Source organism: Ruegeria sp. AN11 (genome assembly GCF_056536005.1).
This window is the reverse complement of record NZ_JBQFJD010000001.1, coordinates 2,752,727-2,778,823: the sequence shown is the minus strand read 5'-3', so window position 1 is coordinate 2,778,823 and position 26,097 is coordinate 2,752,727. Positions and strand designations below refer to the sequence as shown.

The window sequence follows — 26,097 nt, the reverse complement described above, 5'->3', positions numbered from 1 at the left end:
TGGCCGCAGGCCAAGAAGGGGCTGGCCCCTTCACTCCGATCACAACAAAAAACCCCCGCTGCCAATGGCGCGGGGGTTTCTTCGTTCTTTGCGGGTCAGTGCTTAGTGCAGCTTCTTGCCTTTGTGGGGTGCCCAAAGGCGCTTGTTGACCAGATACAGCAGAACCGACAGCACCGACAGGAACAGAACGCCAACGAAACCGGCATTCTTGCGATCCATCATCTTCGGTTCGGCGGTCCACATCAGGAAGGCGGCGATGTCCTCGGACATGGCTTCGACGGTGGCAGGGTGGCCATCGGCGAATTCCACCTGATCTTCGGCCAGCGGCGGTGCCATCGAAATCCAGCCACCCGGGAAGGCGGTGTTTTCGTACAGAACCGCACCTGCCTCTTCCTTTTCCTTACCGGTATAGCCATCCAGCAGCGAGGCGATGTATTCCGCACCACCCATGCCTTTGAACAGCTGGTTGATGCCCAACCCGTAAGGGCCGTGGAAGCCGGCACGGGCCTTGGCCATCAGGCTCAGGTCCGGTGCGCCAACGCCGTCATTGGCCGGGAAGTGGTCCGTCGGGATTGCCGGACGGAAATCATCCAGCTCGGGATCGAACACTTCAAAGTTGCCAGCCGCATAGGCGATGACTTCTTCTTCCGAATATCCCAGCGCCTCAAGGTCGCGCAGGGGTACGTATCTCAGGCCGTGGCAGGCCGCACAGACTTCAGTGTAGACCTGAAGACCACGCTGCAGCTGGTTTTGATCCCAGGTGCCAAAGGGGCCTTCGAACGAGAAGTCGAAGTCTTCGATGTGCTGCTCGCCGCCGCCTGCCGCGAAGGACGCAGCAGGGGTAAGGGCGATGGCAAACGCGGCACCGATTGCAAGTTTCTTGAACATGTTTCCGGTCCCTCTTCTTACTCGGCCGGCGTGGCGTCGGCGTCTGCCTTGCCATAATGCGCGTTGAAGTCTTCTTCGATGGTTTCCGGCTGCGCCTCGGGTTTTTCGATAACACCCAGGATCGGCAGGATCACGAAGAAATAGGCGAACCAGTAGGCGGACGCGATCAGCGAGAAGGTTGCGTAAGGCTCTTCCGCGGGCATCGCACCCAGCCACATCAGGGCGAAGAAGTCGATGATCAGCAGGTAGAACCACCATTTGAACATCGGGCGGTACTTGCCCGAACGCACGGTCGACGTGTCCAGCCAGGGTGCCAGAGCCATTGCCAGGATCGCACCGAACATCGCAATCACACCAAAGAACTTGGCGTCGACGATACCGCCTGTGATGAAGCTGGCGAACTGAACAACCCAGACCTCACCGGTGAACGCCCGCAGGATCGCGTAGAACGGCAGGAAGTACCATTCGGGAACGATGTGCGCAGGCGTAACCAGCGGGTTGGCTTCGATGTAGTTGTCCGGGTGGCCCAGGTAGTTCGGCATGAAACCGACGATCGCCCAGAAGATTACCAGGATCACGGCCAGCGCAAACAGGTCCTTGATCACGAAGTAGGGCCAGAACGGCAGCGTGTCTTTCTCTGCCTCGGCCTTCGAGCCACGACGCACCTCAACACCCGTGGGGTTGTTGTTTCCGGTGGTGTGGAAGGCCCAGATGTGCACGATGACCAGCGCCGCGATGATGAATGGCAGCAGGTAGTGCAGCGAGAAGAAGCGGTTCAGCGTGGCGTTGTCTACGGCGGGTCCGCCCAGCAGCCAGGTCTGGATCGCATCGCCAATGAACGGGATCGCGCCAAACAGGCCGGTGATCACGGTCGCACCCCAGAAGGACATCTGACCCCAGGGCAGAACGTAGCCCATGAAGGCAGTGCCCATCATCATCAGGTAGATCAGCATACCGATGATCCACGTGATCTCACGCGGGGCTTTGTACGAGCCATAAAACAGGCCGCGGAACATGTGAATATAGACCGCGACAAAGAAAAGCGACGCGCCGTTCATGTGCAGATAGCGGATAAAGTAGCCGCCATTCACGTTGCGCATGATGTGTTCGACGCTGGCAAAGGCCAGATCGACATGCGGAGTATAGTGCATCACCAGGATGATGCCGGTGACGATTTGCAGCGCCAGGCAGAACGCCAGAACGATGCCCCAGATCCACCACCAGTTCAGGTTCTTGGGGGTCGGGATCATGAGGGTGTCATACAGCAGGCCGACGATGGGAAGGCGGCTGTTCAGCCACTTTTCGCCGTTTGTCTTCGGCTCGTAATGATCGTGGGGAATTCCGGACATCTGGGTCTCCCTTAGCCGAGTCTGATGGTGGAGTTATCCGTCCACTCCGCGGGCGGAACGGGCAGGTTTTCAGGCGCGGGGCCTTTGCGGATACGACCGGCAAGGTCATAGTGCGAACCGTGGCAGGGGCAGAACCAGCCGCCAAAATCGCCGGCATCACCCAAAGGTACGCAACCCAGATGGGTGCAGACGCCCATCTGAACGATCCATGCGCCCGGTGCTTCGCCTTCGGGCGAAGGCATGACGCGGTTGGCGTCGGTTGCCGGCGCATCAGCGTTCAGGTTGAAGTTGCGGGCCAGCGGATCCGGCAGAGCGTCAACGCCTTCGGCGTCCTGCTCCTGCGCTTCCTGGATCTCGGCACCGGTGCGGTGACGGATGAACACGGGCTTGCCCAGCCACTTGACTGTCAGCTGCGTACCCGGCTCAACCCCGCTGACATCCACGCGGATCGAGGACAGCGCCTGAACGTCTGCCGATGGGTTCATTTGGTTGACCAGGGGCCAGACGGCCGCCCCCGTTGCAACGACACCTGCGCCGCCAGCGACGTAGTAGAGGAAATCTCTGCGGGTGCCTTCGTGGTCTTCTGCGTGGGACACGAGGTTTTCTCCGATTCCGACGCCCGGGTGGACCGGGCAAACATGCATCAGCACCGCATCAAATACGGCGTCTCATCGCGGCTATCTATCCGGGAGAAAACGGTTCGTCCAGCGGTCATAGGCGCGCACTACGCCGCATCTGGGCATTCATGTCACAACGAAGGGGCATTTTTTCAAGATAGCGGTGGGGTTAAGCGGGGAAATTTGCCGATCACCGCAGATCGGGCGCAACGTGATTCGGGGTCACATATCGAAACGGGGAACCTGTCCTGATGCTGACACCGGACGTGCCACAAGGTCCCCGGTCTGCATACTCCTGACCAGATTTCGCCGCACAAATTTCCACTTTAAGGGCCTCCACCGTCACGTAAATTTTGAGTTGAAAATACATATTTTTCAACCGCATAGATGTGGCTGTTTTCGATTGCACTTTTAACGGGAATCCCGGAAGGGCAGGGGAAACCTCACCCGCAACAGGACGTTCTCTATGTCAAAGCTCTTTGCAACCGTCGTGACCCTGGCGCTGGCCGCTGCATCTCAGGCCACTGCCGCCGGCGATCCGGAAAAAGGCGAAAAACTCTACAACCGCTGTTCTTCTTGCCACGCAATCATCAAAGATGGCGAGGTTTTGGTCAAAGGCGGCATAACCGGTCCGAATCTCTTTGGTGTCGTAGGTCGCGTTGCCGGAGCCGAAAATGATTATCGCTATGGCAGCGAGCGTCTGCCGATCGGCATGTTTACTGACGACATGATACGGGCGGGCGAAGAAGGGCTGGTCTGGACCGAAGAGAACATTTCTGCCTACTCCCAAGATCCGATTGGCTTTATCAGGGAGTACCTTAATGACGAAACCGCGCGTCCGAACATGAGCGTCAGGCTGAAAAAGGGCGCCGACGATATCGCGGCCTATCTGGCGACCTTCAGCGAATGACCGATCCGGCTGGTCATGTTCCCCGCATCAATGTGGCCAGCAATCCGGTCTCGCTGCCAAAACCATCCGCTTCAACGTAATCGGCCGCAGAATGCCGCATCTTGTCGGTTTTGTTCTGATTCAGCTTCCAGGTGCCCTGAATGTCGTCCACCTGCAGTCTGCACGGGACAATCATCCGCATCATGCGCTCCAACGCGTCCGAGTTCATCTTTCCGGCGGTCCAGGGCGGCTTGGGCCGCAGGCGCTCTTCGTAGAAAGCGGATTGGCGATCCAGCAAATCCCGCAATTCAGAATGTGGCAGTACCCTGATCCGGCCTGTCAGGTGCACGGCGACATAGTTCCATGTCGGCACCTGGTCCTCGGCCCCGTACCAATCGGGTGAGATGTACCCGTCCGGCCCGGACACGGCAATCCGGGCAACACGCGGCTGTTTCAGTGCGTGCACAATCGGGTTCGATCGCACCAGATGCAGGTCGGCAACGGCCCCATCTTCGCTAATTAAGAAAGGCACATGGCTGAGCAACGGCGCCTGATCCGTGGAAAGGGTCAGAACCCCGAACGCCCGTTCTCGGGCAAAGGCGATATGGCGCGCAGTGTCTTCAGCGCGGAAGGCAGGGTTCGGGTGCATGTCTATCCTCCTGCGAAATCTCTTGCAGAACCGCCTGCACCTTGGCAAGGTCCGCGCGTTCTCAGGGCGGGGCGGAATTCCCCACCGGCGGTATGCGGGTCACGACCCGCAAGCCCGCGAGCGGCCCCGGCGACCGGGGTGTCAGCAGATCTGGTGAGAGGCCAGAGCCGACGGTTACAGTCCGGATGAAAGAGAACGTGCTGGCGCGCCGCCAAACGGCGCGGCGGCTCGTGATCGCCTTGGGTGACGTGTCATGCCGGGCTGGCAGCGAAAAGTGGGAACCGGTTCTCGCGACAGCCAGTTGGCAACCAAACCGAAAGGAGATCTTGATGACACACACCCGCTATGCATTCGTCAAAGCCAACTGGCATTCGGACATCGTTGACCGGGCGCTCGACGGGTTTCTGGAACTGATCCCTGCCGATCAGGTCGATGTTTTCGACGTGCCGGGCGCGTTCGAGATGCCTCTGCTGGCCCGCGATCTGGCCCAAACCGGGCGCTACGCCGCTGTTGCCTGCGCCGCCTTTGTCGTGGATGGCGGCATCTACCGGCATGACTTCGTGGCACAGGCCGTGGTCGACGGGCTGATGCGCGCCGGAATGGACACGGGCGTTCCCGTCCTCTCGGTCTCGCTCACGCCGCACCAGTATCAGGAAACCGACCACCACAACGCCATCTATCGTGCGCATTTCGTTAAAAAAGGGCGCGAAGCCGCACAGGCCGCTCTCAAGATCACCGAATCCCGTGCAGAGATTGCGCAAGTCGCCTGAACTTCATCTTTTCAAAAATACTCAAAACGCGCTGCCCATCGGGCAGCGCCCCCCGGACCAATCAGCAAATCCGCTTGAGGCCGGGCCCCGCGACCGCTAATCACATCGCGCAAAGGAGCACGCCTCATGTCGATGAACAGCTTTGGCCATCTTTTCCGCGTCACCACCTGGGGTGAAAGCCACGGACCCGCTTTGGGTGCGACCGTCGATGGCTGCCCGCCGGGCGTCGCGATCGACGAGGGAATGATCCAGCACTGGCTGGACAAGCGCAAACCGGGGCAGAACAAGTTCACCACTCAGCGGCGTGAACCGGATCAGGTGAAAATCCTCTCGGGTGTGTTCGAAGGCCAGACCACCGGGACCCCCGTGCAGCTGATGATCGAAAACACCGATCAGCGCTCGAAAGATTACGGCGACATCATGGACAAGTTCCGCCCGGGCCACGCCGATATCACCTACTGGCAGAAATACGGCATCCGCGATTATCGCGGTGGTGGGCGCAGTTCGGCCCGCGAAACGGCCTCTCGTGTTGCGGCCGGAGGTCTGGCGCGTGAGGCGATCAAACAGATTGCCCCCAATGTTCAGATCACCGGTTACATGACGCAGATCGGACCCCACAAGATTAATCGCGACAATTTCGACTGGTCCCAGATCGAACAAAATCCGTTCTGGACCCCGGATGCGCACGCGGCCGAGGGTTGGGCGGCTTTTCTGGACGATCTGCGCAAATCCGGAAACTCGGTTGGTGCCGTGGTCGAAGTGGTCGCGCGCGGCGTTCCTGCCGGTCTTGGTGCGCCGGTTTATGCCAAATTAGACACTGATCTGGCCGCCGCGATGATGTCGATCAATGCGGTCAAGGGCGTCGAGATCGGCGAGGGTATGGCCGCGGCGGAACTGACCGGAGAGGCCAATGCAGATGAGATCTTCATGGGCCAGAACGGCCCGCAATACAGTTCGAACCACGCGGGCGGTATTCTCGGCGGTATCTCGACCGGACAGGACATTGTGGTCCGTTTCGCGGTCAAGCCGACCTCGTCCATCCTGACCACTCGCAAAACGATCACCAAATCCGGGGAAGAGACCGAAATCATCACCAAAGGCCGCCATGACCCCTGCGTCGGCATTCGCGCTGTCCCGGTAGGCGAGGCGATGATGGCTTGCGTGATCCTAGACCACCTGCTGCTGCACCGCGGCCAGATCGGAGAGAACCGTGGACGGATCGGCTGATCTGCGGACACGCCTGCGCGGCATCGTTGCGCAGCGGATGGAGACCGACCCTGCCCATGATCTGGCCCACCTAGACCGGGTCTGGGTGAATGCGCAGGCCATCGCGGATCGCGAAACGGATATGGCCGTGCTTCTGGCCGCAAGCTATCTGCATGATCTGGTGAACCTGCCAAAAGATGACCCTTGCCGGCATCTGGCCTCGCGCCGGTCCGCGACGGAATCAGAGACTGTTCTGAGGGAATTGGGCTATCGCCCGGATCAGATCCGCGCCATTCAGCACGCAATTGAATCCCACAGCTTTTCGGCCAACATCACGCCTGAAACGGATGAGGCCCGTATTCTGCGGGATGCCGACCGGCTGGATGCGTTGGGCGCGATCGGCGTAGCCCGCAACTTTTCTGTTTCCGGCGCATTGGGGCGGTCGCTTTATGATCCGGCCGACCCGTTTGCAGAACACCGGCCTCTGGATGACCTGCACTTCTCGGTCGACCATTGGAAAGTCAAGCTTCTCAGCCTGCCGAATGACATGCTGACCGAGACCGGAAAACAGATCGCGCAGCAGCGGATCGGCCGGATGATCCGTTTTCTTGAAGAATTCGCGGAAGAGATCGGCAGTACCTTGCCGCCAAGCTGGACAGACCGCTGATTCCAGCCGTTGATCTTTGCGCCGCAAAGGCGCAGGGTCGCGCCGATGGCAAAACCCTTAACATCGCATCGACCCGTACTGGCCGTGGCGCTGAAACTCAGCGCCCTTTTTCTGTTCACCTCGATGTCGGCGCTGGTCAAGGCATTGTCAGAAGATTTTCCACCGGGTGAACTGGTTTTTTTCCGGTCGCTCTTTGCCATTCCGGTCATCATCATCTGGCTGATATCGCGTGGGGAACTGGCGCAGGGCTTCGTGGTCAAAAAGCCGATGGGTCATTTCTGGCGCGGTGTTCTGGGCACGACCGCAATGGGTTTGACTTTCACCGGGCTCAGCCTGCTGCCGCTGCCCGAAGTGACTGCCATTGGCTATGCGACCCCGATTTTTACCCTGGTTCTCGCAGCGGTCATGTTGGGCGAACGTATCCGTTTGATCCGTATTGGTGCCGTCATTCTGGGCCTTTTGGGTGTTCTGATCATGTTGTGGCCGCGGCTTGGCAGCACCGAACTGGAACTGGCGGCCACAATTGGTGCGCTTTGCGTGCTGGGCGCGACAATCGCGCGGGCCTTTGTGCAGATTCACATCCGGCAATTGGTTCAGGTGGACCATCCGGCAGCGATTGTTTTCTACTTTTCGGTTACGGCGACCGCCCTGTCCGGGCTGACGGTATTCTGGGGCTGGGCCGTGCCGACATGGGAGCAGCTGGCGATACTGATTGCGATGGGACTGACCGGGGGGGTCGCGCAAATCCTGGTGACGTCCTCGTACCGGTTTGGACAGGCCTCGATGCTGGCCCCATATGACTATACCACCATGTTGTTTGCCATCGGTATCGGCTATGTCTGGTTCGATGAGCTGCCAACGCTGGCCATTTTGCTTGGGGCTGTTCTGGTCATCGCCGGCAATGCGGTGGTGATCTGGCGCGAGCATCAGCTGGGGCTGGAGCGCGGCAAGGCCAGATCTGTCACGGACCCCAAAGCGTGACTTTACCTTTCGCCATCTTTCCCTAGTTTGGGCGCGACAAACAACGAGGTTTCCCGATGAGTGACGCACAGGATCACAAGGAAAAGATGCAAAAGGTGCAGGCTGAGCACCGTAAGAAGGTTTCCGAGGCGGTCGATCCCGAACGCGGCCTGGTTCTGATCAACACAGGCAAGGGCAAAGGCAAATCCTCGGCCGCATTTGGTGTCGTGATCAGGGCGCTGGGCTGGGGTCAGCAGGTTGCCGTTGTACAGTTCATCAAGGGCAAATGGAAAACCGGTGAACGGCGCTTTTTCGAAGAGCGCGATCTGGTGACGTGGCACACCATGGGCGAAGGTTTTACATGGGATACACAGGATAAGGAACGCGATATCGCCGCCGCAAACGCCGCTTTCGACAAAGCGTGCAAGCTGATGAGCAGCGGAGATTATGATCTGGTCGTGCTGGACGAGATCAACATCGCATTGCGCTACGAGTACCTTTCGGTCGAACAGGTGATCGACGGGCTGAAGAACCGGTCAGAGCGTACCAGCGTCTTTCTGACAGGTCGCGACGCGCCTCAAGCGCTGCGGGACTATGCCGATCTGGTCACCGAAATGAACGTGGAAAAACACCCGTTTCAGGCCGGTATCAAAGCCCAGCGCGGCGTCGATTTCTGATACGGGGTCGGTTTGGTCAATCATTCACCGGGCCGCTTCGTGCGGCTCGGGCTTCAAACACACGGCGCACTGACTCGCGTAGACGGGCTGACTCTTCTTCGGAAACTCGGGTGTCTGTATCTTTACTGATTGGCCCGTTCTGATCGAGATAGGCGGCATAATCTTCATTGCAGCCACACCCGCAGGAGGTCGCGGCCTCGTGTTTGGACATGAGTTCATCAAACGGGCGACACATCCCAAACCTCTCATAGTCGTTTTCGGGGCGGTGGCGTGCCGTCACCTTGTGCTGCGCTAAGCTCGCAGACCGCCCCGAAACCTGATGCCGAAACAGATGCATCCGGCGCTTCTTAATAATCTGACTGTTTTAGTCGGAATACTCAAGTCTGAATTTGCACTCAGGCGGTGACGCCTTGCTCGGGCGCGCTGAGTGAAATGACAACAACCACGGCCGCACCGTTCAGCCAGTAAAAGACCGCGTCCAGCCCGGTGAAACCAAAAAGGCTGGGTGCCAGCAGAAAGGTGATCCCGACAATCAGGTCCACCGTGAGATGGAGCTTGTAGGGCAGGACCCGCCAGATCCCAAGGTGATGATCGGTCAGAACGGTCAGAACAAATGCGGCGACGCCCGTTGTGACGGACAGCCACAAGGCGATCGGGTTTGATTGACCCAATCCCAGAACAAAAGGCAGGATCATAAGGGCCAGGGCGACCGGGTAATCAAGATAGGCGTGCACGGTGCGCGTTACGAAACGAAGAGACATGATGTTTCCTTTCCTTGCTTGGAGTAGCCCCAAGATAAGGGTGCAGTTCAGGACGTATTAGCTCTTGGCGTTCACAGCTCTTTGCAGATCGTTCAGCAGATCGAGGTATTAGTTCATCGCCCGATAGGCCGCGGGAGATAGGCCGATCTGTTTTTTGAAAACGCGGGAAAACGCAGCCTCCGAGGCATAACCCACTTCGGCGGCGGCATCAGCGACGTTCCAGCGGCTTTCGGTCAGGCCATGGCAGGCAATCTGCATGCGCCAGTTGGTCAGATACTGCATGGGTGTCGTTCCCATCTTCTCGGCAAACAACTGTGCGAATGCCGTGCGCGACATTCCTGCCTCGCGGGCCAGTGTCTCCACGCTCCACTCCTGTGCGGGGGCGCGGTGAAACGCGGTAAGCGCGCGCGAAACCCGCTGGTCGGCAAATCCCGCCAGAGCGGCGTTACTGGGGCTTTGGTGTTCCAGATAGGCACGGATTGCCTGTGCAAACAGGACCTCGGACAGTTTCAGCGCGATCAGGTCGCCCCCGATCCGGGCCCCGCTCACTTCTGACCCGATCATGCGCAGGGTAGCCTCGATCCAGGCGCCCGCCTCTTCGCCGTAATTTTCGATCAGAATATAGGGCGGCAGCCGATCAATCAGCATATGTCCTGTTCCGCGTCGCCCCGGTGGCGCGGTGAAAGAGAAATGCCCGCAGATCAGCTGCGTGTCGCGATCCTTGTCCTCGCCCCCATAGACCAGAACACCGTCACCCTGATAGCCGGACTGCTGCAGCACCTGCTCCAGTGGCAGCGCATCGAATGGTCTGACCTCGTTGCACAACAACGCATGGGCCGCCCCATGCGGAACAAGGATCAGATCCCCTTGTTTGAGGCGCAATGTGTCTCCGGTTGAAGACACATGAACCTTCAATTCCCCGCGTTGCACGAAATGGAACCGAGCCACGTTTTCAAAGGCCGGAACCTGAATTCCAAAGGGGGGCGTAAAGGATGTGCGGAAATAGAACGTCCCGCGCAGGGACAGGCGTGTGAGGATATCGCTGAGCAGGTCCAACATGACAGCACTGTACACATCCTTGCGCAATCGTCCATCCGGCTGAACGTTCAGCAAGGAAATCCGGACAACCTGCAAAGAAAAACTCCCGCCAAAAGCGAGGGTTTCAATGGTTCTCGGGCTCGGGATTAGGCGCGGACGAGGGCTTCGTAGTCTGCCGCGATTTCACGGGTAAGATCGCCAACTTCGAACGTATAGTCGCCGATCTGCCCAACCGGGGTGACCTCAGCAGCGGTGCCGGTCAGCCAGCATTGCTCGAAATCGGCCATCTCTTCCGGTTTGATCCGGCGCTCGTGCACGGTAATGCCTTTGTCCTTCAGCATCTGAATGACCGTTTGGCGGGTGATGCCGTTCAGGAAGCAGTCGGCCAACGGAGTGTGGACCTCGCCATCCTTGACGAAGAACACGTTGGCGCCGGTTGCCTCGGCCACAAACCCACGCCAATCCATGAACAGGGCGTCCGAGCAGCCTTTGGCTTCGGCTTTGTGTTTCGAGATCGTGCAGATCATGTAGAGGCCCGCCGCCTTGGCGTGAACCGGTATGGTTTCCGGGCTGGGCCGCTTCCATTCGGCGATGTCCAGCTTGGCGCCCTGCATCTTGGCGTCACCATAATATGCGCCCCAGGGCCAGACCGCGACAGCCATCCGCACCGGGTTTCTGGCCGAAGCCACACCCATATCGTCACCCGAACCGCGCCAGACCAGTGCGCGTACATAGGCATCCTGAAGACCGCTGGCTTTCAGCGCCTCTTCCTTGGCGGCTTCGATTTGATCGACGTCATAAGGCATGGGCATATCCAGCGCCTCGGCCGAGGCGATCAGACGTTTCGAATGCTCGCGACTTTTGAAAATTTTGCCGTTATACGCCCGTTCGCCTTCGAATACGGACGAGGCATAATGCATTGCGTGGGTCAGAATATGCACATTGGCCTCGCGCCAGGGTACAAGTTTGCCATCCAACCAGATGACACCGTCACGATCGTCATATCCCGCCATGCGAACCTCCTGAGCCGGTAATTGTTTCCGATTGTTGCGCAAGTTTTGCCTGAAATGGACATGAAATTGCGCAAAAACTGGGAATCGATTCCTGTGTGCACTTGGAATGTCAATATCACTGACATAAAGTCAACCCGAGTAACGAATGAGGCGCAATATGTCCGACACCCGCCCGACTCAGGTCTTTGGTGGAGAAAGCCTGCTGTTTCTGACTGACGAGCAGTTGCGGCAGGGGATCGAGGCGATGTTCTTTGCGTATCGCGGCTTTACCGCCGATCCGGATCGCATTCTGGCGCAGATGGCCTATGGCCGTGCGCATCACAGGGCCATCCATTTCATCAACCGCGCGCCGGGGACAACGGTCAATAATCTGCTGGCCATTCTGGGGGTGACAAAACAGTCTCTGAACAGGGTCTTACGCACTTTGATCGAAGACGGTTTGGTGGAAAGCCGGGTCGGAACAGTGGACAAACGGGAACGACACCTATTTCTGACAGAGAATGGCAGGGCACTGGAGGCGACGCTGTCCGAGGCGCAGCGCGTTCGGATGCGCGCGGCTTACAAGGAAGCCGGACCCGAGGCGGTCTCGGGCTTTCGCAAAGTGCTTGAAGCGATGATGGATGCTGATATGCGTCATGCATATACGAAATTGCGGGATACGACTTCATGAGCGAAATGGACGCCCATCTGCTGATCGTCGATGATGACGAGCGCATTCGTGATCTCCTCAAGAAATTCCTGATGCGTAACGGATTTCTGGTCACGGCGGCCCGGGATGCGGCGCACGCCCGGCGGGTGCTGTCCGGACTGGACTTTGACCTGATCGTTCTGGATGTGATGATGCCCGGCGAGGACGGCGTCAGCCTGACGCGGTCCCTGCGCGAAACTCATGCGACACCAATCCTGCTGTTGACGGCAAAGGGTGAGACCGAGCATCGGATTTCCGGGCTGGAAGCGGGCGCGGACGACTACCTGTCCAAACCCTTTGAGCCCAAGGAACTGCTGCTGCGGATCAATGCGATCCTGAGACGGATGCCAGACACGCCTGCACAGGACAGCGCAGCCAAGATTTTGCAACTTGGACCCATTCGGTACGATATTGAGCGCGGAGAGATGTGGCAGGGCGAGAACCCGGTACGGCTGACGGCGACGGAAAGCCAGTTGATGAAGATTTTTTCGGCCCAGCCGGGTGAACCGATCAGCCGCGCCAAACTTGTCGAGGATTTGGGCCGGGACAAAGGCCAGGCACAGGAGCGGGCGGTGGATGTGCAGATCACCCGCCTGCGCCGCAAGATCGAACAGGACCCGAAGCAACCGCGCTATCTTCAGACAGTGCGCGGGGCCGGGTACATGCTGGCGCCGGACTGAGAGGTGCCGCTGCGCGGCGACTTGAAGCCTTCGGCGAGGATATTTTTAGCCAGATGAAGAAGGGATCCCCATGAAAACAGCCCTTTTGACCCACGCGGATTGCCTTGGGCATGTAACACCCGACGGGCACCCCGAACGTGTCGCACGGCTGGAGCATATTCTGCATGCGCTTGAACCCCTGGACCTGAATCGGGTGACCGCCCCCTTGGCGGCGGATGACGATCTTTTGCGCATACACCCGCAAAGCTACATCAGCGACCTGCGCAAAATGCGCCCCGTCGACGGGTTTGCCCAGATTGACGGGGACACGTTTCTGTCTCCGGGTTCGATCGACGCTGCCTATCGCGCCGCCGGTGCGGTTGTTCGGGCCGTGGACATGGTTTTGGAGGGAGACGCCGGCAATGCCTTCTGCGCCATCCGACCTCCCGGGCATCATGCCGAAACTGACACGGCCATGGGGTTCTGCCTGTTCGGCAACGCTGCGCTGGCGGCCAAACATGCGCTGGACCATCATGGTCTTGGCCGGGTGGCGGTGGTGGATTTTGATGTACATCACGGCAACGGTACGCAGGATTTGCTTTGGGACGAGCGGCGCGCGTTGCTGATCACCAGCCAACAGATGCCATTGTGGCCCGGATCGGGTCGTCCGGATGAGACCGGCGCCTTCGAGACAATCCTGAATATTCCGCTGGCGCCCGGTACGGGTGGCCCTGAAATGCGCAGGGCCTACGAAACGCAGGCCTTTCCGCGTTTGCGTGCATTCAAGCCGGAACTGATCATTATCTCGGCCGGGTTCGACGCGCATCAGAACGATCCCCTGGCCAATCTCAATTGGTCGACCGGCGACTTCGCCTGGATCACGGCCGAACTGTGCAGGATCGCCGATGAGGTTTGCGGCGGCCGCATCGTCTCGACTCTGGAAGGCGGATATGATCTGAACGCACTGGCCGAGGCGACACGCGCCCATGTGGAAGAACTGATGAAGGCAGCACGATGACCGATACCCCAGTTGAGCAGATGACTTTCGAACAGGCGATGAAAGAGCTTGAGGCCGTGGTCGGCCAGCTGGAGCGCGGCGACGTGGCGCTGGACCAATCCATCGCGCTGTATGAGCGTGGCGCGCAGCTGAAGAAGCGCTGCGAGGACGAGCTGAAGCGGGCCGAGGAAAAGGTGGCTGCGATCACTCTGGACGCCGACGGGCAGCCGACCGGGACGACCTCTGTCGAAGGTTTGTAGATGTTTCAGGACATTCTGGCGCAGGATGCCGCGCGGATTCAGCACCAGTTCGATCTGGTGCTGGGGGCGCTGGACGATCTGGATGTGACCCGGGCGATGGCCTATGCCACCGAGGGCGGAAAGCGCCTGCGCGGGTTCCTGGTACTGGAAAGCGCACGGTTACATGGAATTGACGCCGCGCAGGCGATCTGGCCCGCAACCGGGATCGAGGCGTTGCATGCTTATTCACTCGTCCATGACGATCTGCCCTGCATGGACGACGATGATATGCGCCGAGGTCGCCCGACAGTGCACTTGAAATGGGACGAAGGCACTGCCCTTTTGACCGGCGATTCCCTGCAGACACTGGCCTTTGAATTGTGCACCCGGCCCGAGGTTGGAACCGCCGAGGTGCGCGCGGAACTTGCCGTGACATTGGCCAAGGCGAGTGGCGCGCAGGGGATGGTTCTGGGTCAGGCAATGGATATTGCGGCGGAAACGGCGGAAACCCCGCTGACACTGGATGAAATCACGCGCCTGCAGGCGGGCAAAACCGGCGCACTGATCGAATGGTCCGCCTGTGCGGGTGCGCGCCTGGCGCAGATCGACCCAGAGCCGATGCGCCAATATGCCCGTGCCCTTGGACTTGCCTTCCAGATTGCTGATGACATCTTGGATGTAGAAGGTGACGCCGAAAAAGCCGGCAAGCGTTTGCAAAAGGATGCGGCGGCCGGAAAGGCGACCTTTGTCTCGCTGCTGGGTCTGGACGCGGCCAAGGCTCGTGCCGTGGACCTGGCAAATCAGGCCTGTGCCGCGCTGGATGGGTATGGTCCGCAGGCAGAAACCTTGAAGGACGCCGCCCGCTTCGTTATTGCCCGGGACAGCTAAGCCAGGAACGCGCCAAATGTCTGACCGCCCGAATACGCCCCTGCTGGACCTTGTGAACCGCCCTGCGGACCTCAGGCGGTTCTCGGACGCGCAGTTGCATCAGGTGGCGCAGGAGCTGCGGGCCGAGACGATTTCGGCGGTTTCCGTCACCGGCGGGCATCTGGGTGCGGGATTGGGCGTGGTCGAACTGACCACGGCGTTGCATGCGGTTTTCGAAACACCGCGCGACAAGATCATCTGGGACGTCGGCCATCAGTGCTATCCGCACAAGATTTTGACCGAACGCCGCGACCGAATCCGGACCCTGCGCCAGAAAGATGGCCTGAGCGGGTTCACCAAGCGCAGCGAAAGCCCATATGACCCCTTTGGCGCGGCGCATTCCAGTACATCGATCAGTGCGGCGCTGGGCTTTGCCGTGGCGCGCGATCTGGGCGGAGTAACACCCGAAGGTCTGGGTGACGCGATTGCCGTGATCGGCGACGGTTCGATGTCTGCGGGCATGGCCTTTGAGGCGATGAACAACGCCGGCCATCTGAAGAAACGCCTGATCGTCATTCTGAACGACAATGAGATGAGCATTGCGCCACCGGTTGGTGCGCTCTCCAACTATCTGTCGCGAATTTACGCCGAAGAACCGTTCCACGATCTGAAAGCTGCCGCCAAAGGCGCGGTCTCGCTGCTGCCGGAACCGTTCCGTGAAGGCGCAAAGCGCGCCAAGGAGATGCTGAAGGGGATGGCCGTAGGGGGCACGCTGTTCGAAGAACTGGGCTTTTCCTATGTGGGACCGATCGACGGGCATGACATGGACCAGTTGCTGCCGGTGCTGCGCACCGTCAAGGCGCGGGCAACCGGGCCGATCCTGATCCATGTGTTGACCAAGAAGGGCAAAGGTTTCGCCCCGGCCGAACAGGCCCGCGACAGGGGGCACGCGACGGCGAAATTCGACGTGGTGACGGGCGAACAAAAAAAGGCACCATCCAACGCGCCGTCCTACACTTCGGTTTTCGGCAAAACGCTTGTTGAAGAGGCTGCGCGTGACGACAAGATCGTCGCGGTCACAGCCGCAATGCCGGATGGTACGGGCCTGAACCTGTTTGCCGAACGCTACCCATCGCGCTGTTTTGACGTGGCGATTGCCGAACAGCACGGGGTAACATTTGCCGCCGCACTGGCTGCAGGCGGGATGAAACCGTTCTGCGCGATGTACTCGACCTTTTTGCAGCGTGGGTATGATCAGGTTGTTCATGATGTTGCCATCCAGCGGTTGCCGGTGCGATTTGCAATCGATCGCGCCGGGCTGGTGGGCGCGGATGGCGCGACGCATGCCGGTTCGTTTGACATCGCTTATCTGGCCAATCTGCCGGGCATGGTGGTGATGGCCGCCGCTGACGAGGCGGAACTGATGCATATGGTTGCGACTGCCGCAGCCCATGACGACGGCCCCATCGCGTTCCGCTATCCGCGTGGCGAAGGTGTTGGCGTAGAACTGCCGGAACGCGGTGAAATTCTGGAAATCGGCAAGGGTCGCATGATCCGGAAGGGCGCGCGCGTGGCGTTGCTGTCATTTGGCACGCGCCTGGCCGAGGTGGAGAAGGCTGCGGAATCTTTGACAGCCAAGGGCATTTCACCCACTATTGCCGATGCCCGCTTTGCCAAACCGCTGGATCGGGACCTGATTCTGTCGCTGGCTGGGGATCACGAGGCCCTGATAACCATCGAAGAAGGTGCAGTGGGCGGGTTCGGCAGCCACGTTGCGCAACTGCTTTCGGACGAAGGGGTGTTCGACCACGGCCTCAGGTATCGCTCAATGGTTTTGCCTGACACGTTCATCGATCAGGCCAGCCCGGTGGATATGTATGCCGAGGCCGGAATGAATGCCGAGCATATCGAAGCAAAAGTACTGGATGTGCTGGGTATCGCGACAATCGGCGAAAAACGCGCCTGATTTCAGTGGGCGGTTTTTAGGCCAGATCCCGGGTTTCTTACGCTTTCTGCAAAATGGCCGCAGTCATCTGTTTGACGGCGGCCATTCTCTTTTGTCTTGCAATCAGATCTCTGATCAGATCAGGAATGCATCTTCTTCCAGAGGGTCAAAGACTTCCAGCTCATCTTCCGAATGGTGATCAAAGCTATCACCGTGCTCTGGCTGAATTTCCGAAATGTTTCGTGCGGCCAGTTCGCCATCTGTCTCGGAGAAGGGCTCCGTTTCCTCGGCGTCTTCCAGTTCCGCGACAAAGATCAGATTGTCCGTATCTTCCTCATCGACCGCCAGAAGCAGATTGGCGACAAATTGGTTTGCAACAGGTTCCAGAGCATCGGGGTGGGCCAGTTTCGGTTGTGCAAATCCGACCGTTCCGCTGCCATCGATATCCCACTGATAAAAGAGTTCGACGGCGACAACATCAGGAACCAGGGCACCGCCCGCATATTGACCTGAACCATCCAGATACCATTCTGCATAGCTGCCATCGGTGTTTTTCCATAAAAGTCTGTAACCGCCACCAGAAGCTTCGACCTGAACGGCATCCCACCCAGCCAGACTACCAGGCGCAACAATGGTGCCGTCCTGCAGCGATACAGCGATGCTGCCATTGATAAGGTAAGAGCCCTGGGTCCAGAGGGAGAGTGTTGTCGACCCGTTACTCTCAATAGGTATCGCCACATGTCCTGTGGTGCCATCACCGTTGATATCAGCCCCATAGACTATCTCAAGACTGTAGATGTTGCTGACTATCGACCCATTGAGAAATTGCCCCTGCCCGTTGGTGATCCATTCGGCGTAACTACCATCGGTGTTTTTCCATAAAAGTCTGTAACCGCCACCAGAAGCTTCGACCTGAACGGCATCCCAGCCAGCCAGACTACCAGGTGCAATTGTCGTGCCGTTCAGGGATACCGGGATACTTCCATTGATAAGGTAGGAGCCCTGGGTCCAGAGGGACAGTGTTGTCGACCCGTTACTCTCAATAGGTATCGCCACGTGTCCTGTGGTGCCATCACCGTTGATATCGGCCCCATATACGATCTCAAGACTGTAGATGTTGCTGACTATCGACCCATTGAGAAAATGCCCCTGTCCGTTGGTGATCCATTCGGCGTAACTGCCGTCTGTGTTCTGCCAAAGTACGCGATAGCCACCACCGCTGGCCTCGGCGTGAATGGCCTGCCAGCCGCCCAGCGTGTTCTGGCCGACCGCTTGTCCGTTGTAAGTCAGCGCGACATTCGACGATCCACCGTCCAGTACGTATATCCCTTGATTTGCATGCTGAAGCACCGTGCCGACCGTTTCAACGTTCACGACACCCATGGCCGCTACAACCCCGGCGCTGTCAAACGATTGCGCGCCATCCGAGAATTGAAACTGTTCCACGTCCGACGAAACAGAGAATGTTGCTCCGTTCGCGACGCTTTTGAATTGGTAGGTGCTGCCGTTCTGAATTAGCAGATAACCGCTTGTTGCGCTGACAAATCGAACGGTATCGGTACCCGCCCCTCCTGAGAACGTGCCGTTGTTGCTGGTGACGATGGCCACATCATTTCCGTCGCCGCCCTGAGCGGTGTCTGTTCCGGTTCCGGAGGCGACAAAAATAGCATCGTTACCGCCGCCGCCGATAATCGTGTTGTTGCCGCCTGTACCAATCAGAACATTGTTCGCACTGTTCCCGATGAGCGTATCGTTGCCCCATCCGCCCGTGGCGTTTTCGATCACGGTGCCCTGAGCGATTGTGAAACCGCCCATAACGCCACCGACGTTGGAGACAATCCCGCCACCGGTCGCTGAGTAGTCTATCGTAGCTGCACGCAGGTCGATCAGCGCGCCTGTGCTACCGAGGTGCTGGATCGTATCGTTGCCACCTGTGTCCCAGATCGACTGATAGCCTGTCCCGCTGACGTTGGCTGATGGCAGAGTATAAACGGTGTTACCCGAATTGTGCGTTGTATTCGCACCATAAAGGGCTTGCAGGGCCGCAATATCCAACGCGCCCAACCCGGTCGATCCGCCAAACTGCGCGTATGGGGATAGATTGCCGTTCACTTGCGTCCAGCCGTCATTGTAGGACATGACGGTGTAAACGCCCTGATTCAGATTGTTTGCGCCGTAGTCATTGAAGGGCGACGTCACCCCGCTCATGACAGTTGTGGACAACCCCGTGTCATGCGGATGCCCAAGACCAAGCGCATGACCGATTTCATGTAGGATCGTCGTGAAAAAATACGCCCCGGGTGTGCCGTTGCCCCCCGGCCCGGCCGCCCACCAGTTGGTGTTGAAGGCACCTTCTGACGGGCCGTAGTTGGGGTAGTAATGATATCCCAGTGTATAGGGGGAAAACCCCTGGCCAGTAAAGAAACTGCTCGGGGCGATATACTCGACAAGATCGGCGGCAAAGGCGTTGGAGGTTTCAAAGAATCGGATATTTGCGACCGATTCTATGACCGCAAGGGCCTGCTTGAACTCGTTTTTATATGCGTCTGTCCAAAACGAAGTGCCGAATTTATCGTAGAAATCCCCAAAATGATACGTAATCGTCGTGACGGTCGCCGGGTTGCCATCACCGTAAGCTCTGTCACCTTGAATTGCGCTGAGGGGAGAGGATGACGGGGGTTGCGGCGGGAACGTAAGCATCTGAGGACCTCAAAGAAAATTCGTTTCAAAGCTGAATTCAGTTTCAAATTGTCATTTTCATGGCAATTGAAGATTGCGGATTCAAAAATATCTGAACAAATCGTTAAGTCCAGAACCTCCAAACGATGTGGGATTGAATCGCACGTTCTGAACCCGGTATCCGAGAGCCCTGGAACTACCTAGTTTTCAGGAATTACCTTGTCTTTCATCGACTTGGTCAACCGCGTTGTGTCCGAAGACTGGCCTGCTTATATTATTTGTCATCCGGCGCTTTTTTTGCGCACCTGTTCAATTCTGCGACTTCAGCTTTCTGCGCGCTGTTGAACTGAAACGCGCGTCCTGTTGGCAAAAGCAACCAGTGACAGCATCACCGGAACTTCGACCAGAACCCCGACCACAGTCGCCAGAGCGGCACCGGAATTGAGGCCGAACAGGCTGATGGCGACGGCAACCGCCAGTTCGAAAAAATTCGAGGTTCCGATCATGGCGCAGGGTGCGGCGATGCGATGCGGAACTTTCAGCGCATAGGCCGCGCCATAGGCAAGCGCGAAGATACCATAGCTCTGAATCAGGATCGGAACAGCGATCAGCAAGATGACAAGCGGTTTCGAGAGGATCGTCTCTCCTTGCAGGCCGAAAAGGATGACGACCGTTGCGATCAGCCCCATGACCGACCACGGCTTGACCCGCGCTGAAAAGGCGTCAATCGCCGCTTGCGTGCCCAGTTTGCGACGGGTGATCAGCCCGGCAATCAGGGGCAGAACCACGTACAGCACGGTTGCCAGAACCAGGGTTTGCCACGGCACCGAGATGTCCGTTACGCCCAGCAGAAAGGCAACAATTGGCGCGAAAGCCACGACCATGATGAGGTCATTTACCGACACCTGAACCAGCGTATAGGTCGCATCGCCCCGGGTCAGTTGAGACCAGACGAACACCATCGCCGTGCAGGGCGCCGCGCCAAGCAGGATAAGCCCCGCTGTGTATTGGGCAGCATCCTCGGGTTCGATCCACGGGGCAAAAACGTAATCGAAGAACAGGACCGCCAGCAGCGCCATGGTAAAGGGTTTAATCAGCCAGTTGACCGTCAGGGTAACGATCAGTCCGCGGGGCTGGCGTGCCACGCCCGCCACCGCGCCGAAATCGACGCCGACCATCATCGGATAAACCATCGCCCAGATCAGTACAGCCACCACAAGGTTGACACTGGCCACCTCGGCCGAGGCAATCAGCCCGACCAGTCCAGGCGCGGCAAGGCCAATCAAAACACCTGCGACCATGGCAAGGGCGACCCAGACGGACAGGTAGCGTTCAAAAACAGTCATGAGAGGGCCTCGGACGTCTGGTCGATGAGTTTGCCGGATGTCAGAGCAGCAGCGGCGACCATCACCGCCGCCGTTCCCAGAACCAGCGGCAGGCCCCCGACCTGATAGGTGAGGCCGGACAGGACGGTGCCGATCAGGCGGCCCGTCGCGTTGGCCATGTAATAAAACCCCACATCCATCGTGACCCGGTCCGATTGGGTGAAGGCCAGGATGAGGTAGGAGTGCAATGCGGAATTGACGGCGAAGATCGCGCCGAACGCCAGCAAGCCCAGAACCAGCGTCGCGGTCAGCCATGTCTCGGGACCCGAAGTCAGCAGAACCGCCAGCGTTAGAGCCGCAGGAACGCAGAACAGGGCCGCAGCCCAATTGCGTGCGGCCTGGATCAGGTCGCTCTCGCTGCGCTCCGCCGCGTGCAGGATTTTCGGCGCACTGGCCTGTACCGCCCCGTACAGGATCACCCACACAGCCATGAAGGTTCCGATCATGAAGAACGCGGCGCGGTTGCCTTCGTCAGTTCCGTCCGACAAAACGGCATAGAAATAGATCGGGATACCGACCACAAACCAGACGTCCCGCGCGCCGAAAAGAAAGACGCGTGCCAAGGACAGCCAGTTCACATTGGCGGACTTCGAGAAGACCTCGGAGAATTTTGCGCCTTTGCGTCCTTTGGGCAGGCCGGGCGGCATCAGAACGAAGACTGCGATCAGAATGATTGCAAGCACAATGGCCATGGCCAGCGTGGCCCACATAAAGCCTAGCGTCGCCAGCAACCCGGCCCCCAGCAGAAAACCCAACCCCTTCACCGCATTCTTCGATCCGGTGAGGATGGCGACCCAACGAAACAGCCCGTCGCCTTCGGCCAGGGCCAGCAGCTTCACTGCGGATTTTGAAGACATTTTGGCCAGATCCTTGGCGATCCCGCTCGCCCCCTGAACGATCATCACAAAGGCTACTTTGGCCGGAATGTCCCAGTTAGGATCTAATTGCGTCAGGGCAAGCAGCGCCGCGACCTGCAAGCAAAGCCCCGCGTAAAGCGTTGATGCCAACCCGAACCGCGCCGCGATCCAGCCGGCCGCCAGGTTCGTGCCCATCCCGGCGACTTCATACAGGACAAACAGATATGCCAGCTGCACCGGCGAGAACCCCATGGTATGAAAGTGCAGCAACACCAGCATACGCAAGGCTCCATCGGTCAGCATAAAGGCCCAATAGGCCGCCGTGACCGCGATATAGGCCGACAGTCCTTCGGGCCGCTGGGTCACAGCGCGTTTCCAACCATCATTGCGACGTCCACCAGACGGTGTGCGTAACCCATTTCATTGTCGTACCACGCGTAGACCTTCACCTGCGTCCCGTTCACCACCATGGTCGACGGCGCATCGATGATCGAAGACCGTTCGTCATTGGTGTAGTCGGTCGAAACCAGCGGCCGGGTTTCATAACCCAGAATACCTTTCAGCTCACCTTCGGCTGCAGATTTGAAGAAGGCGTTGACCTCCTCGGCGGTGGTTTCACGTTCCACTTCGAACACGCAATCGGTCAGCGAGGCGTTCAGCAGCGGCACCCGCACTGCATGGCCATTCAGCCGCCCTTTCAGTTCCGGATAGATCAGTGTGATCGCCGTGGCCGATCCGGTGGTGGTCGGTATCAGCGAGTTCAGCGCGGACCGGGCGCGGCGCAGGTCTTTGGCGGGGCGGTCTACAATGGTCTGTGTGTTGGTCACGTCATGGATTGTCGTCATCGACCCGTGGCGGATGCCGAGGTTTTCGTGAATGACCTTCACAACCGGCGCCAGACAGTTGGTGGTGCAGGAGGCCGCCGTCACGATGTGATGCGTGGCGGGGTCATAGGTGTCTTCGTTCACGCCCATGACGATATTGGCGGTGGGGCCGTCCTTGACCGGGGCCGAAACAACGACCTTCTTCACGCCCGCCTCAAAATACGGAGCCAGCTTGGCTTCGGTTTTGAATACGCCGGTGCAGTCGATCACCACATCGACACCGTCGAGTGGCAAGGCGTTCAGGTCTTTGGTTCCGATGAAGGGCAGGCGCGTCCCGTTGACCGTGACGCTGTCCGCATCATGCGCAAATGTTGCGTCCCAGCGCCCGTGCACAGTGTCGAACTCCAGCAGATGCGCATGCATCGCCGGGTCGCCAACTGCGTCATTGATCCAGGCGATCCTGGCGCCCTTGTCCAGCAAAGGCTTCAGCGCCAGTTTTCCCATCCGGCCCAGTCCGTTCACAGCATATGTCGTCATTTCATTCTCCGGCGACATTCCTGCCGATGTCATCGACAGCAGATTGCAATGCGATCCGGTCGAGGCTTTCGACCGGCAACGATATAAAGGTTTCGATGCGCCGTTTGAGCGCGCCGTAAGCGTTCTGAAAGGCCAGCGCTTTCTCCGCGTCGGTGCCCTGCGCCTTGACAGGGTCGACCATGCCCCAATGGCCGCTGATCGGCTGGCCCTCCCAGGCCGGGCATTCCTCGTTGGCTGCCTGATTGCAGACGGTAAAGACAAAATCCATTTCCGGAGCGCCGGCCTCGAAGAACTCGGACATATGTTTGGAACGCAGAACCGAAACGTCATGTCCCTTGTCCTTCAGAACCTGAACGGCGAACGGATTCAGTTCAGAGGTGGGCTGGGTTCCTGCGGAATAAACATTGAAACGATCCGGTCCAAGGGACCGCAGCAACGACTCCGCAAATATCGAGCGGGCGGAATTGCCGACACACAGAAACAATACGTTGTACTTGCGTTCGGTCTTGGCACCATCTCCTTTTGTGAAGGGCATGCAGATATCCGGCCGGCCACGGCAGCAATCGACGATCAGAAAGTCGAGCATGCGCTGTACGTTCGTCATTTCAACCGAATAGAGCAAAGAGGTTCCGGACCGCGTCTGCGACACCAGGCCCGACCGCTGCAGAGCGTTGAGGTAGTTGGACATCGTGCTGGGCTTGATGCCCAGTTCGGTTGCCAGCTCTCCTGCGGGCACAGTATCGGGAAACCGCCGCATCAACATGCGGAAAACGGTTATCCGCTGCGGGTGTCCCAGGATTGACAACTGTTCTGTGATTCTTTCTATCATATTTCATGAAATATAGAAATAATAGTAACGCGTCAATCGGCATGACAAAGGTGGGCATTAAAATCGAAACCCGTTGATTCCGGTTTGACTCATGATCCACGGTTCAAAACGAGCATTGGAGATGTCTGATCTATTCCGTCTGGCGGGTGCCAAGATCGTGGATTTTAAGAATTGCTTCCCCACATCTCATGGAATGCCTCACTTCAGTGAAAGGCGGGTCTGGAGTGGAAAGACCTTCGATGATTCCAAGGGTAAAACAGCGCGATTCACCGGCGAAGTGGAAACCGCAATGATCAACGTACCTTTTACAGAAGCAAGCAACACCCACTCGACCAGTTCATGTCCGCTGGACAAGTCTGCGCGAAGGCATTCCCGAACAGCGCGCCCAACATCGACTGACCACTTGATAAATAAGGCCATTAAATCGGCCGGTTCCAAGAAGGTTTGAAAGGCCAAGGGATACGGAGGTTCATCCTTGGACCAAAGTAAGGCAAGTAAGCCGTGAAACTTGACAAGCATCGATGTACTCGGCGCAACAGTTTCCGGACCATGTTCGGCTGGCTCAATAACACGCGACGCGTCGCGACCCGATCCGGCAGTCAACCGAAAGTCTACATTTCCACCATCGCCCTCGCGGCAACCATCATCTAACGGCGTTGAAAGTCAACGAGTCATAACTCTGCAAATAGGCTCGGACTTGACCTTGCGGAGGACATTGCTGAGTTTTTTCCAGGGCAATCCGCCAAGTGAGATGGTCCGCAAAGCAGTCGAAGCCAACGGTTCGTTCGCGCGTTTTGCCGATCTGTGCTACCAAGAGACAAACAGGGTGGTAACGGAAATGGAAAAGAGCGACGAACTGCGAAAAATCCAAACCCAGGGAGTTCACCATATCACACTTGTCGGAGCGGATCGGCAAACCTCGATCGACTTTTGGGAAGGCGTGTTGGGTATGCCGTTTGTCTTCGATCAACCGAACCTCGACAATCCGAATGAGGGGCATCTTTACTTCGATCCCGGTGACGGTCGATTGATTACCGTCTTCACAAATGAGGACCGCAAGCCTGACCCAACCATTGTTCCCGAAGACACCGGGTCACTGCACCACCTTGCCCTGAACGTCAGCCAAGCGACATTCTGGCAGGTCCCAGCACGGCTTGATGCGCGCGGTGTCGCGCATACCGGTCCTGTCGATCGCGGATTCATGGATTCGATTTACTTTCGTGATCCGCTCGGGCTGCGGATCGAATTGGCCTCGTACCGATTTGAGCCACCCGAAGGCTGCCGGCACGCCGACGTTATGATAGAAGCGCACCGCATCCGGGTGGCTCGCGGAGATCACCATATCGACAAGGAACATCTTGCTGACGCCATTGAGCTTCTGGTGCGAAGGGATCAGCAGAGCCTGTCCGCAGACCGCTCGGCCAGAAACCCCTACACCTGATCGATGCAGGGGATCTTTGCGAGAACGCCTGAATCATATTGACCGTGTTCCAACAGATTGAAGTGGGCAGGCTGAAACAATGGAAGTCTTGATACGAATGGCATCGAGTGAGGCCGAATTCGAACAAGTCCGCGACTTGTGCCGACAGTGGTTGGACTGGCATTGGAAAAACTACCCAGCCGACTGGCCAACCGAAGGAAACCCGATGGACCCGGTCCGGTTTCGGGCGATACTGGACGATCTCCCCTCTCTACATGCCAGACCACATGGCGGCATTCTTCTCGCGTTGCTCGATGATCAGCCGGTTGGATGCGTGATGTACAACGAGGCGCGTCCCGGACTTGCCGAGTTTAACCGCATGTTCGTGAACGACAATGGTCGTGGCTTTGGAATTGGTCGCCAGCTATTGAGCCACATGTTCGAGCAATTGATCAAAGACGGATATCAACGTGTACGCTTTTCTTCAGCGAAGTTTCTCACGCACGCCCGATCAATGTATGAAGCTGCCGGCTTCGTGGACGCACCACATTCCGAGGGATTTCCTAGCGAATGGCAGCCGTATGTCTATTTCATGGAGCGTCCTCTTACCGAAGACTAGCAGCTTTCCGGCTCAAGAAGGTCGGCTCGGGCTCAGGGGGACATCGACCGCATCGGCGGTGTGATGCG

The 26,097-nt window shown here is 58.3% G+C and carries 27 protein-coding genes and 1 riboswitch; of the genes, 14 read left to right on the top strand and 13 right to left on the bottom strand.

Annotated features, from left to right (window positions below; translation table 11 throughout):
• Positions 1–102: 102 nt before the first annotated feature.
• The 3 genes from ACR3EQ_RS13695 to petA are packed head-to-tail and all read right to left on the bottom strand — an operon-like array spanning position 103 to position 2,833.
• Positions 103–888 carry a cytochrome c1 gene (locus tag ACR3EQ_RS13695; protein ID WP_170612568.1) on the bottom strand — a complete coding sequence of 262 codons (786 nt, stop codon included), beginning with the start codon at positions 886–888 and terminating at the stop codon, positions 103–105.
• Between the two features lie 17 nt (positions 889–905).
• A complete protein-coding gene (petB, locus tag ACR3EQ_RS13690) occupies positions 906–2,237 on the bottom strand; it encodes a cytochrome b (protein ID WP_170612566.1) in 1,332 nt (443 codons plus the stop codon).
• Positions 2,238–2,248: 11 nt separating this feature from the next.
• On the bottom strand, positions 2,249–2,833 hold the full coding sequence (gene petA / locus ACR3EQ_RS13685; protein ID WP_170612564.1) for a ubiquinol-cytochrome c reductase iron-sulfur subunit: 585 nt from the start codon (positions 2,831–2,833) through the stop codon (positions 2,249–2,251).
• A 487-nt stretch (positions 2,834–3,320) separates the two neighbouring features.
• Here petA and ACR3EQ_RS13680 point away from each other — a divergent pair, with 487 nt between their 5' ends.
• The gene (locus tag ACR3EQ_RS13680; RefSeq protein WP_170612563.1) at positions 3,321–3,764 is read left to right on the top strand and encodes a cytochrome c family protein; all 444 of its coding nucleotides are present in this window, start codon (positions 3,321–3,323) and stop codon (positions 3,762–3,764) included.
• A 13-nt stretch (positions 3,765–3,777) separates the two neighbouring features.
• On the opposite strand, the gene ACR3EQ_RS13675 is transcribed toward ACR3EQ_RS13680, so the two are convergent.
• Complete coding sequence (locus ACR3EQ_RS13675) at positions 3,778–4,392, bottom strand: FMN-binding negative transcriptional regulator (RefSeq protein WP_170612561.1); 615 nt, start codon at positions 4,390–4,392, stop codon at positions 3,778–3,780.
• 53 nt (positions 4,393–4,445) lie between these two features.
• Positions 4,446–4,593: riboswitch (FMN riboswitch) on the top strand.
• Positions 4,594–4,721: 128 nt separating this feature from the next.
• On the opposite strand from ACR3EQ_RS13675, the gene ACR3EQ_RS13670 reads away from it, so the two are divergent.
• The 5 genes from ACR3EQ_RS13670 (at position 4,722) to cobO (ending at position 8,672) form a co-directional block, all read left to right on the top strand.
• Positions 4,722–5,162 carry a 6,7-dimethyl-8-ribityllumazine synthase gene (locus tag ACR3EQ_RS13670; protein ID WP_170612559.1) on the top strand — a complete coding sequence of 147 codons (441 nt, stop codon included), beginning with the start codon at positions 4,722–4,724 and terminating at the stop codon, positions 5,160–5,162.
• A gap of 126 nt (positions 5,163–5,288) precedes the next feature.
• Complete coding sequence (aroC, locus tag ACR3EQ_RS13665) at positions 5,289–6,389, top strand: chorismate synthase (RefSeq protein ID WP_170619049.1); 1,101 nt, start codon at positions 5,289–5,291, stop codon at positions 6,387–6,389.
• A complete protein-coding gene (locus ACR3EQ_RS13660; protein WP_170612555.1) occupies positions 6,373–7,035 on the top strand; it encodes an HD domain-containing protein in 663 nt (220 codons plus the stop codon). The genes aroC and ACR3EQ_RS13660 overlap by 17 nt, the downstream gene beginning before the upstream one ends.
• A 45-nt stretch (positions 7,036–7,080) precedes the next feature.
• Entirely contained in the window at positions 7,081–8,016 is a 936-nt protein-coding gene (locus tag ACR3EQ_RS13655; protein WP_170612553.1) for a DMT family transporter, read from the top strand.
• 56 nt (positions 8,017–8,072) lie between these two features.
• Positions 8,073–8,672: a cob(I)yrinic acid a,c-diamide adenosyltransferase gene (gene cobO, locus ACR3EQ_RS13650; RefSeq protein WP_170612551.1), complete on the top strand. Its 600-nt coding sequence runs from the start codon at positions 8,073–8,075 to the stop codon at positions 8,670–8,672.
• 395 nt (positions 8,673–9,067) lie between these two features.
• Here cobO and ACR3EQ_RS13645 read toward each other — a convergent pair whose 3' ends face one another.
• The 3 genes from ACR3EQ_RS13645 to ACR3EQ_RS13635 form a co-directional block, all read right to left on the bottom strand.
• A complete protein-coding gene (locus tag ACR3EQ_RS13645) occupies positions 9,068–9,433 on the bottom strand; it encodes an SPW repeat domain-containing protein (protein ID WP_170612549.1) in 366 nt (121 codons plus the stop codon).
• Between the two features lie 108 nt (positions 9,434–9,541).
• Positions 9,542–10,492, bottom strand: coding sequence for an AraC family transcriptional regulator (locus ACR3EQ_RS13640; RefSeq protein ID WP_170613139.1), 951 nt, complete (start codon positions 10,490–10,492; stop codon positions 9,542–9,544).
• A gap of 125 nt (positions 10,493–10,617) precedes the next feature.
• The gene (locus ACR3EQ_RS13635; RefSeq protein ID WP_170612547.1) at positions 10,618–11,484 is read right to left on the bottom strand and encodes a branched-chain amino acid aminotransferase; all 867 of its coding nucleotides are present in this window, start codon (positions 11,482–11,484) and stop codon (positions 10,618–10,620) included.
• 157 nt (positions 11,485–11,641) lie between these two features.
• Here ACR3EQ_RS13635 and ACR3EQ_RS13630 point away from each other — a divergent pair, with 157 nt between their 5' ends.
• The 6 genes from ACR3EQ_RS13630 to dxs all read left to right on the top strand — a co-directional run bounded on the left by ACR3EQ_RS13630 (position 11,642) and on the right by dxs (position 16,900).
• Positions 11,642–12,154 carry a MarR family transcriptional regulator gene (locus ACR3EQ_RS13630; RefSeq protein ID WP_170612544.1) on the top strand — a complete coding sequence of 171 codons (513 nt, stop codon included), beginning with the start codon at positions 11,642–11,644 and terminating at the stop codon, positions 12,152–12,154.
• Entirely contained in the window at positions 12,151–12,852 is a 702-nt protein-coding gene (locus tag ACR3EQ_RS13625; protein WP_170612542.1) for a response regulator, read from the top strand. Before ACR3EQ_RS13630 ends, ACR3EQ_RS13625 begins: the two co-directional genes overlap by 4 nt.
• A 70-nt stretch (positions 12,853–12,922) precedes the next feature.
• Positions 12,923–13,849, top strand: coding sequence for a histone deacetylase family protein (locus ACR3EQ_RS13620; protein WP_170612540.1), 927 nt, complete (start codon positions 12,923–12,925; stop codon positions 13,847–13,849).
• Positions 13,846–14,088, top strand: a complete 243-nt coding sequence (locus ACR3EQ_RS13615) for an exodeoxyribonuclease VII small subunit (RefSeq protein WP_170612539.1) — start codon at positions 13,846–13,848, stop codon at positions 14,086–14,088. Before ACR3EQ_RS13620 ends, ACR3EQ_RS13615 begins: the two co-directional genes overlap by 4 nt.
• A complete protein-coding gene (locus ACR3EQ_RS13610) occupies positions 14,089–14,955 on the top strand; it encodes a polyprenyl synthetase family protein (RefSeq protein ID WP_480490928.1) in 867 nt (288 codons plus the stop codon). It abuts the gene before it with no gap.
• A gap of 16 nt (positions 14,956–14,971) precedes the next feature.
• Positions 14,972–16,900 carry a 1-deoxy-D-xylulose-5-phosphate synthase gene (gene dxs, locus ACR3EQ_RS13605; RefSeq protein ID WP_170612535.1) on the top strand — a complete coding sequence of 643 codons (1,929 nt, stop codon included), beginning with the start codon at positions 14,972–14,974 and terminating at the stop codon, positions 16,898–16,900.
• 114 nt (positions 16,901–17,014) lie between these two features.
• Here dxs and ACR3EQ_RS13600 read toward each other — a convergent pair whose 3' ends face one another.
• The 6 genes from ACR3EQ_RS13600 to ACR3EQ_RS13575 all read right to left on the bottom strand — a co-directional run bounded on the left by ACR3EQ_RS13600 (position 17,015) and on the right by ACR3EQ_RS13575 (position 24,509).
• Positions 17,015–19,579 (bottom strand): M10 family metallopeptidase C-terminal domain-containing protein, encoded by a 2,565-nt coding sequence (locus tag ACR3EQ_RS13600; protein WP_480490926.1) that lies wholly within the window; start codon positions 19,577–19,579, stop codon positions 17,015–17,017.
• 302 nt (positions 19,580–19,881) lie between these two features.
• On the bottom strand, positions 19,882–20,904 hold the full coding sequence (arsB, locus tag ACR3EQ_RS13595) for an ACR3 family arsenite efflux transporter (protein WP_170612531.1): 1,023 nt from the start codon (positions 20,902–20,904) through the stop codon (positions 19,882–19,884).
• Positions 20,901–22,166 (bottom strand): organoarsenical effux MFS transporter ArsJ, encoded by a 1,266-nt coding sequence (arsJ, locus tag ACR3EQ_RS13590; RefSeq protein ID WP_480490924.1) that lies wholly within the window; start codon positions 22,164–22,166, stop codon positions 20,901–20,903. Before arsJ ends, arsB begins: the two co-directional genes overlap by 4 nt.
• Positions 22,163–23,161 carry an ArsJ-associated glyceraldehyde-3-phosphate dehydrogenase gene (locus ACR3EQ_RS13585; protein WP_170612527.1) on the bottom strand — a complete coding sequence of 333 codons (999 nt, stop codon included), beginning with the start codon at positions 23,159–23,161 and terminating at the stop codon, positions 22,163–22,165. Before ACR3EQ_RS13585 ends, arsJ begins: the two co-directional genes overlap by 4 nt.
• Before the next feature lies 1 nt (position 23,162).
• Entirely contained in the window at positions 23,163–23,990 is an 828-nt protein-coding gene (locus tag ACR3EQ_RS13580) for an arsenate reductase/protein-tyrosine-phosphatase family protein (RefSeq protein WP_170612525.1), read from the bottom strand.
• A 198-nt stretch (positions 23,991–24,188) separates the two neighbouring features.
• Positions 24,189–24,509, bottom strand: a complete 321-nt coding sequence (locus tag ACR3EQ_RS13575) for a hypothetical protein (protein ID WP_170612523.1) — start codon at positions 24,507–24,509, stop codon at positions 24,189–24,191.
• 337 nt (positions 24,510–24,846) lie between these two features.
• Here ACR3EQ_RS13575 and ACR3EQ_RS13570 point away from each other — a divergent pair, with 337 nt between their 5' ends.
• Both ACR3EQ_RS13570 and ACR3EQ_RS13565 read left to right on the top strand, forming a co-directional pair.
• A complete protein-coding gene (locus ACR3EQ_RS13570; RefSeq protein ID WP_170613137.1) occupies positions 24,847–25,431 on the top strand; it encodes a VOC family protein in 585 nt (194 codons plus the stop codon).
• Between the two features lie 79 nt (positions 25,432–25,510).
• Complete coding sequence (locus ACR3EQ_RS13565) at positions 25,511–26,029, top strand: GNAT family N-acetyltransferase (protein ID WP_480490922.1); 519 nt, start codon at positions 25,511–25,513, stop codon at positions 26,027–26,029.
• Positions 26,030–26,097: the final 68 nt, after the last annotated feature.